Origin of the sequence: Pseudomonas sp. PS02303 (genome assembly GCF_029959925.1) — a bacterium.
Taxonomy (GTDB): domain Bacteria; phylum Pseudomonadota; class Gammaproteobacteria; order Pseudomonadales; family Pseudomonadaceae; genus Aquipseudomonas; species Aquipseudomonas mandelii.
On record NZ_JASCOM010000201.1, the window covers coordinates 1 to 10,839 of the forward strand.

At 57.3% G+C, this 10,839-nt stretch carries 7 protein-coding genes; all 7 read right to left on the reverse strand.

Annotated features, from left to right (window positions below; all coding sequences use genetic code 11):
- Positions 1-124: 124 nt before the first annotated feature.
- Positions 125-964, reverse strand: coding sequence for a 23S rRNA (adenine(2030)-N(6))-methyltransferase RlmJ (rlmJ, locus tag QMX98_RS27120; RefSeq protein WP_010464314.1), 840 nt, complete (start codon positions 962-964; stop codon positions 125-127).
- Between the two features lie 319 nt (positions 965-1,283).
- Entirely contained in the window at positions 1,284-1,607 is a 324-nt protein-coding gene (locus tag QMX98_RS27125; RefSeq protein ID WP_282411647.1) for a hypothetical protein, read from the reverse strand.
- Between the two features lie 443 nt (positions 1,608-2,050).
- Positions 2,051-2,308 (reverse strand): hypothetical protein, encoded by a 258-nt coding sequence (locus tag QMX98_RS27130; protein WP_010464324.1) that lies wholly within the window; start codon positions 2,306-2,308, stop codon positions 2,051-2,053.
- A gap of 334 nt (positions 2,309-2,642) precedes the next feature.
- Entirely contained in the window at positions 2,643-3,062 is a 420-nt protein-coding gene (locus QMX98_RS27135; RefSeq protein WP_049870740.1) for a hypothetical protein, read from the reverse strand.
- Positions 3,059-7,852 (reverse strand): RHS repeat-associated core domain-containing protein, encoded by a 4,794-nt coding sequence (locus QMX98_RS35115; protein ID WP_348967363.1) that lies wholly within the window; start codon positions 7,850-7,852, stop codon positions 3,059-3,061. Before QMX98_RS35115 ends, QMX98_RS27135 begins: the two co-directional genes overlap by 4 nt.
- Positions 7,852-8,589, reverse strand: a complete 738-nt coding sequence (locus tag QMX98_RS27160) for a DUF4123 domain-containing protein (RefSeq protein WP_282411648.1) — start codon at positions 8,587-8,589, stop codon at positions 7,852-7,854. The genes QMX98_RS35115 and QMX98_RS27160 overlap by 1 nt, the downstream gene beginning before the upstream one ends.
- Positions 8,579-10,597: a type VI secretion system tip protein VgrG gene (locus QMX98_RS27165; protein ID WP_282411649.1), complete on the reverse strand. Its 2,019-nt coding sequence runs from the start codon at positions 10,595-10,597 to the stop codon at positions 8,579-8,581. The genes QMX98_RS27160 and QMX98_RS27165 overlap by 11 nt, the downstream gene beginning before the upstream one ends.
- Positions 10,598-10,839 lie beyond the last annotated feature (242 nt).

The following is a 10,839-nucleotide window of genomic DNA, read 5'->3' on the forward strand; positions in this document are numbered from 1 at the left end:
GGCAAGCCTCGCTCCTACGGGATTATGTCGATCACAAAATTGTGCTCAGATATCGATCCCTGTAGGAGCGAGGCTTGCCCGCGAAGGCGTCCGATCAGACGCCATCAATCCATCTGATCAGCCATCAACTCTCAGCAATCAACCAATCCATCTGCCACCCACCCTGGGTCTGCCCAAGCTTCTTGGACAACCACGGCAGCAACTCACGCAATTCCTCTTCCAGGCCCCACGGCGGATTGGCAATCGCCAATCCAGAGCCATTCAAACTGTTCGGCGTATCCAGCGGATGCACCAGCAACTCCACACGCAACAACTTTGGTGCGCCCGTGCCCGCCAGATCCTGATAAAAACGTCGCAACATGCGCTGATCCTTCACCGGGTACCAGATCGCTGCCACCGTCTGCCGCATCCGGCCAATCGCCTCTTTCAGCGACGCCGCGCAACGCTGCATCTCATCGAGCTGCTCGAACGGCGGATCAATCAACATCACCGCCCGCTTCTCCTGGACCGGCAGCATCGCACGCGGCACATGCCAGCCTTCGCCCAAATGAACCTTCACCCGACGATCACCGGCCATGTTGTCCTTGAGCAGCAAACCGTCTTCGGGGTGCTTCTCATTGAGCATCACCCGATCCTGCGGCCGCGTCAGACGCCGCGCCAGCTCCGGCGACCCCGGGTAATAGCGCAACTGGCCATCCGGGTTCATGTCGTGCAGCACTTTCATGTAGTCGGCGGTCAGCGCTGGCAGATCCGGCTGATCCCACAGACGCGCAATACCTTCCAGGTACTCACCGGTACGGCTCGCCTGATCACCCTGCAGGTCATACAGACCAATACCGGCGTGAGTGTCGAGATAGGCAAACGGCTGCTCCTTGCGCGACATCAGGGCGATGATGCGGGTCAGAGTCAGGTGTTTGAACACATCGGCGTGATTGCCGGCATGGAAGGCGTGACGATAATTCATGATTGCTCCTGCGAAGGCCGGGAAGTTTACCTTGTACCGAGGCGAACGTCAGGGGTTCGCGGCTGAGCGGGCACTTGCAGCCCCAAACATCCCCAGCCACCCACAAAACCTGTGGCGAGGGGGCTTGCCCCGTTGAGCTGCGCAGCACCCCCAAAACATCCCAGCACCCACAAAACCCTGTGGCGAGGGAGCTTGCTCCCGCTGGGCTGCGAAGCAGCCCCAAAATCAGCACCGCAGATTTGTCAGACACACCGCAGCGCTTGATTTGGCGACTGCTCTGCAGCCGAACGGGAGCAAGCTCCCTCGCCACATCCTGCCCTTAGTCCGAAGGCCGAGCCCTCAACCGTCGCCCCACTACATCCAGCACATCACACCCATCCCGCAACGGAATGGCACACAGCAGCGCAAAATCACTGAGAATGAACGACTCACACTCAACCGAACCGCGCATCGACATGTTCTCAAGCACCTGCGTCACCGCGCGAATTCGATAGCTGGCGGCGTCATATAAAACATCGAGCGGCGCGTGGGTATCGACGAACAGCGTGGGCATGTCGGTGCAGTTGCTGGTGAGGGCCATGAAGCGGTTTTTGGGGTGGGGAGTTGGTTTTTCGTAGGGTGGATCTGGCGTTAGCGTTGTCATTTGTAAATTCCATGAGTATGAAAATTAGCTGCCAAACGCACCCTCCTATAGGTTTGGGTGGCAGCCATGCGCAGGAGTAGGAGTACCGAGCACTCATGAACCTCGGTCACGCCGAAGCGTGTCCCGCACACAGCCGCCGCGAACGATCATATGGACACGAGTTAAGTGCCGCAATCAAACGACAGAGCTGTTGCATCATGAGAAAGGGCTCCTACACCCTGCCACCACTTGCGCGGTGACAGCCAAAGACTATCCCTGCAACCCATCGCCCACCAGTTCATGGAAGCCGTCACAACTTGAAGGAAACTTCCGATGAGTTTGCCCGGAAAATTCGTAAGAATTACGAGATCTTTAAACAAGACGTAAACATTCCGTAGTGCTGGCAATCGGTATTGAGAATGCCGACGCGTGGGATTCGAGACTGATAGGCGCTACCTTCTCCATCACCAGCTGGACTGATCTTCAAGACTTGCTTTATAAAGATCATCTTTCCACTCCAAGCTTGCCAACGCGTATATATCCTCAAAAAAACCGCGAGAATCTACTATCTCCGTCTCATCCCACGCGATAGTAATGCATTCATCGTAGTCGCTTTCAAACTGTGTAGAAAAATCAAACTCCCTATCGGCCAACGCCCCCTCAAGAATTTTAAATAGAGCAAACCGGTGTCTGTAACTTAGGTAGCCCAAACCACGCAGCACGAACGTTCTAATTAATTCACATCGTTCCCGAAGAAGATTAGGATTATATTTCCTAAGGACCTCTCCTAATCCCTCCTCCCGATCATAAATCTCAAGCCCCCCAAAACATAAGAAAGTCGAGATTCCCAAGGTAGGCTTACATTTTCAAATGGAGATTTCAAAATCTGTTACTCGCTTTTATCTCGGAAAAGCCGTAAATACGCGCCTAGTATTATTTTTATCAAACCTCGTTTCCACCTCATTCATAACCTAAGCATAAAGGGGACGAATTTATTTATTACTCTTGAGAATCCCGACGCGTGGGAGCCCAGACTGACAGGCACCACCTTATCCATCACCAACTGTCCCGATCTTCAAGACTCGCCAAAAGAAGATCTTCCTTCCATGCCTCCTGAGCCAACATATAGACATCTTGAAGAAATCCACGGGGATCCTCCAATGCATACCACTCACCACGCGGCCAACTACCTGCATCTTCTTCATCTATATCAAACAAACTCTGAAAATCATAAGACGCATCGCTTAACTTTTCCGCTAGAAAACCCATGAGCACGAACTTATGTCTATAGGACAGATAACCTAGATTCAAGCTGTATCTTTTGATCAGCTCCGCTCTGTCAAAGCGATCATTAGGATCAAACACTTCCAGTTCCGCGCCCCGAGTTTCCTCACGATCATAAACATCAAAGACGCCAATAAACCACATCAAATCGGGTTGAAACTCTTCATTTAAAAATGGATCTCGCAACATCATTTTCTCTCCGAAGGAAAACCAGTAAAAGGCCGTAGCACATTATCCTTATCGAACTTAACTTCAAACCAATTCAGATCTTCATTTAGTGTTGGGTTACGAGCGTCTTTCTTGTTCGGTTTATAACCACGCCCGGCCCCAGGAAGCTCCATCCTTACGATCGGATTCTTATGTTGGTCCTTCCCTGTATGCGGGCTCAAACCTAACGCTTCCCTTGTCATAGCTTTATTCAATGCCCCCAAATGCATACGCCAGTTTCTGAATTGAGAGCTCAAGTTCCCTCTAGCGCCTTTCGGAACTTCACCGGTATGAGGGTCGGCCCCATTATCTGCTCGTTGTTTGAGCGCTTGGTCCGGTATTTCTGAACTGTGTTTTTTAACCGTGTGCATGTCATATTTTTTTTCCATTTCCTCAACACGCCGCTTCGCATTCGCCTCCGCAAGGTCATCAATCCGCGCCCTCCGCTGATCACCTGTCAGCTTCGGCAGCGCCGGCTCACCCTCATCAACCCTAACGCCAGCCGTATCATCCGGCGCCCCACACCCAGTCTTACCCGACTGCGGACAACTCCCGCTCAACCCCAACGGATCAACCCACCCCGTCGGATTCGGCGTGTACTGGTACTGATTCAGCCCACCAGCCAACTTCACCGGGTCCGGCGTCAGATACCGTCCAACCTCTGGATCATAGTACCGATGCCGGTTGTAATGCAGACCACTCTCGGCATCAAAATACTGCCCCTGAAACCGCAACGGCTGTTCAAGTTGCTCGCCTTCGCCGAACGTCTGGCGAGTGACTTTGCCGTAGGCGTTGTACTTCGCTGACCAGACAATCTCGCCTCCAAAATCGGTCAGTTCCTGCGGTGTACCGAGGTGGTCGAGTTGGTAGTAGAACGGGCAGGCTTTGCGTGGGCCTTTGCCGTCGAGCATCGCCAGCGGGCGGAAGCTGCCGGGTTCGTAGATGTAGCTGCGGTAGTGTTCGCGGCTGCTTTCGGCGACGAGGTTGTCGCCTTGCCAGAAGAATTCGGTGGTGTGGCCGTCGACGGTTTTGGCGATGCGGCGGCCGAAGGCGTCGTAGCGGTAACTGGCGGTGCGACCGTCCGGGGTGGTGACGCCGAGCAATCGGTGCTGGCAGTCGTAGCGGTATTCGGTGACCAGTTTTTGCGCGGTGCCGCGACGTTCACGAACCAGGTTGCCGAAGGCGTCGTAGTCGTAATGGCGGTCGCCCTGCATCAGCAGGCGATTACCTTTAACGGTCGCCAAGCCAGGCCGGTCCTGCATCAGCAGGTTACCGGCCGGGTCGTGGGCGAAGCTTTCCGCCGGGTCGTCGCGGGTGTGACGGACGCGGGTCAGGCGGTTGAGCGGGTCGTATTGGTAGTTGCGCTGACCGTGACGGGTGTCGGCGATGCTGTCGAGATTGCCATTGGCGCTGTAGGCATAGTCGCGGCGATAGAGCGGTTGTTGCTGTTGGCTGACAGCGTGGGCCTTCAAGCGGCCTTGATCGTCGTAGGCATATTCGCTGAGCAGTTGGCCTTGCTGACGTTGCTGCTCGCGACCAAACGCAAATTGGTGGCTGGTCAGCTGCGCGCCGTTGAGGTCGATGGCGGTGAGCGCGCCGCCCTTGGCATGGTGGTAATCGAGTTTGCTGCCGTCCGGCAGACGCAGGCGGTTGAGTTGGCCGCAGGCGTCGTAGCCATAACGCAGCGTGCCCCAACCCTGATGCTCGGTGATCAGACGATCCTGTTGGTCGTACTCGAACTCCAGCGGATGGTCGTACCCGTCATCGACGCCAATCAGTCGGCCGAGGCTGTCGTAGCGGTATTCGACCTTGACGCCGTCGGGCAGCGTTTTGACCAGCAACCGCCCTGCCGAGTCTCGTTCATAGGCGGTGACGAGCTGCGAACCATCGTCGCCAAACTCGGTTTTCTCCAGCAGATGGCCGTTGAGGTCGTAGACATACGACGTGCGTCGGCCGTCGAAGCCAGTTTCCTGTCGGATCAATCCGCCGGGGGTGTAGGCCAACTGATATTTTTCGCCGGATTCGTTTTCGATTTCCGTGAGCAACAGCTGCGCGTTGTCGTAGCGATACTTCAGCTGGGTGCCGTCGGCATTGAGCCGGCGGCTGACCAGGTGCAGGTCGTCGAGGTATTCGTAGCGCGTGATGCGGCCGAGTTCATCGCGTTCGGCAGTGATTTTTCCGTAGGCGTTGTAGCTGTAGGCGCGACTGGCACCGGTAGGAAGAATCGTCTGGATCAGTCGGCCAACAGCGTCCCATTGCGACTTCGTGACCGCTCCGTTTTCGTCTTGACGGGTAATCTGCCGCCCGAGCGCATCGTAGAAAAACCGCCGTACGCCACCGTCCGGCAGCGTCTCTTCGACCAGTTGCCCCAAGCCATTCCAGACGAACACATGCCGGCTGGTGTCCGGGTAGCGGATCGACAGCAACTGACCTTTTTCGTCGTAGTGATAGTGGGTGACATGGCCATCGGGATCGGTCGCTTCGGTGACATCCCCCTGCGCATTGCGCTGATACTTCCACACCGCTTTGCCGCGATAGCGTGCGTGCAGGAAACCGTTGCGATATTCGTAGGCCGTAGGCTCATCTTCTGGCGGAATCAGCGCCACCAAGCGTCCGACTTCGTCGTAGCGGTATTCGGTGACCGCGCCGAGCGGGTCCTGCTCGGCAATCAGCCGCCCCTGGTCGTCGTAGGCCTTGAGGTGTTCGCCGCCATCCAGTTCGACCTTGCGCACCAGCCGCGCCCGGTCGTCGTGGACGTAAACCTCTTCGCTGCCGTCGATGTTGTGAACGGTGACGCTGCCCTGGTCATCCCAGGTATAGCGCGCGTCCATCTGCGCAAACGACGCCCAGTGGCGGATGCATCGGGCGGCTTTGCCGGACCTTTCCCACTCCCAGAAAAAACTCGCCCCACCGGCCAATTGCCGCTGGAGAATGACGTGCTGATCGTCGTAGTCGTATCGCTCGCTTTCGCCGGCGGCATTGGTGGCCTCAATGAGTCGACCGCGTTCGTCGTAGCGGTAACCGACCAGTGTTTGCTCGGTCTGCCAGGCTTCGTCCAGGGTTTGGGCCGGGGCGAAAACCTGATAATCGACGGCGACCAAGTGACTGCATTCATAACGCAACAACAAGGCGCGGCCCGCACCGTTGTCGAGGCGCCGAATGCGGCCCTGACGATCGCGGGTTATGCGCAGGCGGTTGTCGTATCCGTCGCTGATCGCTGTAAGTAAACCATTACGAAAATGGTAGAAACGTGACTCGTCGCCGGCGACGGCGAGGATCAATTCTTCGGGTTCATTGCCAACGTAAATCGCGGCGCGCGACAGGCTGTTATGAATCGCCGGGCGTTCAGCGGACGGCAGCGGGAACGTGGTGCGACGGTTCTCGTGGTCGATCCAGACGACGGTGTCGCCGTCGATTTCCAGTCGATGGGAGAGCGAATGGCTCCAGCCAAATCCGAGACCGCAGTCGATTTCGGCGGCACTGGTGCGATAGAGCCGGGCAAAGTCGAACGGCAGAATGCCGTCCAGCGAACCGTCGATGAGGGTCAGCAGTTCTTCGCCGGTAACCATCGACACCGGGCATTTGTTGGTGGCGGTTTTATCGACGGAATCGGTGCTGTCGCCGTTGGGGTTTTTCGCCTGATCCGGGACGTTGTCGTGGTGTTCGTTTTGTTTGAGTGTGGTGTTGCGTTTGGCGTCCCAGCGAAGTTGCATGCGGCCTTTTTTCAGGCCTGCCGCTACACCGCGTGCGGCCACTTTTTTGTAGCGGTCAACGTAGGTAATGAAGCTGTTAATGATGTTGAAGATGGCTTTGACGAAGCCCACAACAGCGTCGACGATTCGGGCGCCGTAGTTGGCAAGGCGCATCCCCAAATAGGCAACGCCTGCGCCCGCAAAAGTCAGAACAACCCCGATCAGAATATCGATGAGCAGTTGCACCACCACGGTTGAAAGCGCTTCGGCAGTTTTACCGGCGATTTCACTGGGGGGCAGCATCTCCAGCCAGAGGCTTGCCGTGCGCAGCAACAGACAAAGGGCCGCTTCATCGCTGACCAGCAGCTGGACCTTTTCCATTGTTGCCGGGAGTTTCTCTGCCAGTTCGGCAAGCTTGTCGGCCCCATCGCCCAAGCGGCCAACGAACTTTCGGGGATTCTGGAGAATGTCCGAGAGCAGGCTGATGCTGTCCCAGACACCGGTAATCGCCGCCCAACTTCCCGCGAGTATTCCATTACCGGCGGCCGCATATGTCGACTGCGACCATTGCGGCTTGAACCCTTCCCACTCGTTGCGCAGCCAACTGTCCAGTTCTTGGGTCAGGCCATCGTAAGAGGAGAACAGGTCTTCGATTTGATCCGATGAAACGTCACTCTGGACATGAACGCGATAGAACTTGCCAGGCGTGCCTTCGAACTGTCCCTTGCCATTTTTGTCGAGCGGGACCGCGGTGCTCTCACCCCCGTCCATGGCGATCACATCGACCTGAATATTGCCCAGCGGGATGTCATAAACCGATTCAAACTTGCTCTCGATCTCCAGAATTCCGTTCGCAGGACACTGTGCCAAGCCCGAGAGAAAATCATCGTCGCGACTGCTCACCGCTGTCGTCGAATCGCCAAGCTTTATCAGCCGCTCCATGCCCATCAGCGAAGGCATGTCCATCGACCGGCTGATCTTGTCCGCATTCCGACTCAAGAAACTGCCGAGCTGCTCGCGATACAAAACCAACGTGTCTTTAAAACCGTCGAGCTCCTTCTCGATCCGCACAATCTGGTCCATCAGTTCCGCTCCGCCATCAGGTAATCCGCCAAGGCTTGTTTCGGTGCTTGAGGCAGGTCCGGCGTCTTCAGAAAGGTCGCAACCTTGTGCCGCAATACACGCGCCGAAAACGCCTCAAAAAGATCAGGACGGTCTTCGCTCAACCACTTCATCAAGTTGTTGATCCGGGTTGTCGCGGACTCGGCGGCGAGGTCGTCGAGCAGCGATTCAGACACTTCCCACCACGGAAAAAACCTGGAGACTTTCAATGCGCTACCGCCGATATCGAGCGGCTGCCCATTGATCAAACAGCGGTCAAGCACAGGCATTAATTGCGTTGGGTTCACGTCGGCAGACTGAAGAATCGGCAGCAAATAACGCCCATCCCAGAACCGAAAAAACACCGCACTGCCATTGGGCAAAAGCACTTGTGTAAGGCTGCGCAGATGTTCGACCAGCGCTTCCTGAGACGCAGAAGAAACCGCCAGCCAACCCCAGTCACGGGACTCGGTCGTGGCGACCCACTGCAGAAACTCATTGCCTGCGGGAACGATTCCTACATAGGGCATCACCGGTTCCCACTCGGCATAGGTGGTGTCGGCCCAGATCGGGCTCGGTGCTTGGGCCGGGGTCGAGAGCTGCCAGGCTTTCATCGGCTGCGACGCACTGGCGTTGCCGAAAATCGCGAACAACTGCTGTCCGGGTTTGAGCGGTTGGCGTTCCAGCCAGGCGTGGGGTGACATGCGATCAGGCGGCACAGACACCGTCCTTGCAGCGCTCGCATTCTTCGCAGAACGGCGCGTCGCTTTGCAGGCTCATGATCTGTGCGGCGCTCAGCAGGGCGGCCGGGGCGGCGACGAGTTTCAACGGCGTATTGGGCGACACGGGCGTAGCGGCCATAGACGGCATCAACGCGCCCCCGACCTGAATCGGAACGCTGCTGAAAATCCCGCCAGGACCGATGTTGATCCACTGCCCGCCCGCCTGAATCGTCGCGCTGGCACCGCCGTCGATCACCACTTGCTGACCGGCGCTGACGTGAAATTGCTGACTGGCGTTGAGCGCCTGACTGGACACGCGGATGTGCCGGTCGCCCATCACCAGCAAGTGATCGTCGAGCTTCACTTCGGCCTGGCGCTGGCCGTGGGTGATGCGTTGCTCGTCAGCCTTCAGCTCATGGCGAGCGGTCCCCGTGACGACGATGCTGCGCTGGTTATCGACCTGCACCTGCTGATCATTCAACACGTGCTGGGTCCAGTTTCGCTGGGCGCGCAGGTAGATTTCCTCGGCGCCTTTGCGATCCTCGATGCGCAATTCGTTGTAACCGCCGCCGCCCGGACTACTTTGGCTGCGGAAAATGCTGCGGGTCTTCTCGGCGGGCAAATCCAGCGGCACCGGTGTTGCGGCGTTGGGCAGGCACCCCATCACCAGCGGTTTGTCGGCATCGGCGTCGATGAAACCCACCAGCACTTCCATGCCCACTCGTGGAATCAGCACGCTGCCGTAATGGTCGTGGGCCCAGCCCGTGGCGACCCGCAACCAGCAACTGGAATGCTCATTGAGCTGACCGTCGCGGTCCCAAGCGAGCTGGACCTTTACCCGGCCGAACTCATCGCAATGGATTTCGCTGTCGACAGGACCGGTGACCACGGCAGGTTGGTAGCCGAGCATGCGCGGTTTTTCCGGCCCCAGGGATGGACGAAACGAAACATCCCACGGCGTCGCCAGAAAGGTATTGCGATAACCCTGGAAATCATCCGGGTCATCACTGGTGGCCGACTCCTCCAGCACTTGCGGCTGTCGGCCACGGTGTTCGATTTCAGTGATCAGCCACAGGTCGTTCCACGCCTGACGCGGGTGCTCAGCGAGGTGCAGGAAATGTCCGCTGACCAAGGCAGAATCGTCGCCACGACCTTCGGCCTGACGGAAGTCTGCGTTGTGCCGTTCCAGCGCTCGCTGTGTCAGCTGTTTGCCATGCTCGCGGTCAGTGAATTGGCCGGGAAAGTGGTAATCCTCCAGCACCGGACGCTGTTCGCTGTCGACCCGGTTTTCCAGGGAGAGACGCGGTTTCTGGAAGTCGTAATCGCGACGGGTGACCGCCGTGGTGCGGGTCTCCAGACGCACGTTGAAACGCTTGATGGCCGGCGCGTCCGCCGCCATGCCACTGCCCGGCAAGTACAGCGTCGGCTCAGGCAGGCGCGGGAATACCGTCTGGTCATCGCCAAACACCAGCAGATGTCCGTCGGGGCTGTGCTGGAAGTGGTAATGAATGCCGATCTCGGCACACAGGCGCTGGATAAACGCGAGGTCGCTTTCGGCGTATTGCACGCAGTATTCGCGCGGTGAGTAGTCGCTGCCGAGCCGGAACTCGAAGGCATCGCGCTGGATGCCATGGTCCTTGAGGACCTGCGCGATGATCGCTGGCACGCTTTGGTGCTGGAAAATCCGCTGGTTGATGCGCTGACCGAGGTAGGCCAGTCGCGGTACGAGACTGATTTGATAGCCCGTCAGACGTTTCCCGGAATCGCTTTGACCTACGCGAAAGATCTGACCGTGTACGCCAGAACCTTGTGCATCGAAACTCAGAAACGCCTGACGATGCAGCAGGTTTTCGAGCTCGATGTCTGGCCGGTCGCTGACCAGCTCCAGATCGAAGCGGTAGGGTTGGCTGATGGCTTCCGTGCCCGTGAACTCAAGCACCTTGAGCTCAATCTGGACGCCGTCGATCGTCAACGTGAAACGCGGTTGATTGGCAGGAGCGAACATCCGATGTGTCTCTGCAGAATGAGGGCGGGCGATTCTGCATGAGCGACAAGGGGTGTTGAGGAAGGGACAGGAAAATCAGATTTGCCCTACTTTTTTAGGGATTTGTCCTTCAAGAATAGGGATGTTTGGCTACAGACATTCTCTGCAAAGTAGTGTGTTGCATCTGATGACCTCTTCGCGGGCAAGCCTCGCTCCTACAGTTTTGTGGCGAATCGCCAACCCTGCAGGAGCGAGGCTTGCCC

Bases quoted from the DNA above. Each gene is read 5' to 3' on its own strand.
- QMX98_RS27135 (WP_049870740.1), bottom strand. From the start codon at position 3,062: ATGATGTTGCGAGATCCATTTTTAAATGAAGAGTTTCAACCCGATTTG.
- QMX98_RS27165 (WP_282411649.1), bottom strand. From the start codon at position 10,597: ATGTTCGCTCCTGCCAATCAACCGCGTTTCACGTTGACGATCGACGGC.
- QMX98_RS35115 (WP_348967363.1), bottom strand. From the start codon at position 7,852: ATGGACCAGATTGTGCGGATCGAGAAGGAGCTCGACGGTTTTAAAGAC.
- QMX98_RS27125 (WP_282411647.1), bottom strand. From the start codon at position 1,607: ATGACAACGCTAACGCCAGATCCACCCTACGAAAAACCAACTCCCCAC.
- rlmJ (WP_010464314.1), bottom strand. From the start codon at position 964: ATGAATTATCGTCACGCCTTCCATGCCGGCAATCACGCCGATGTGTTC.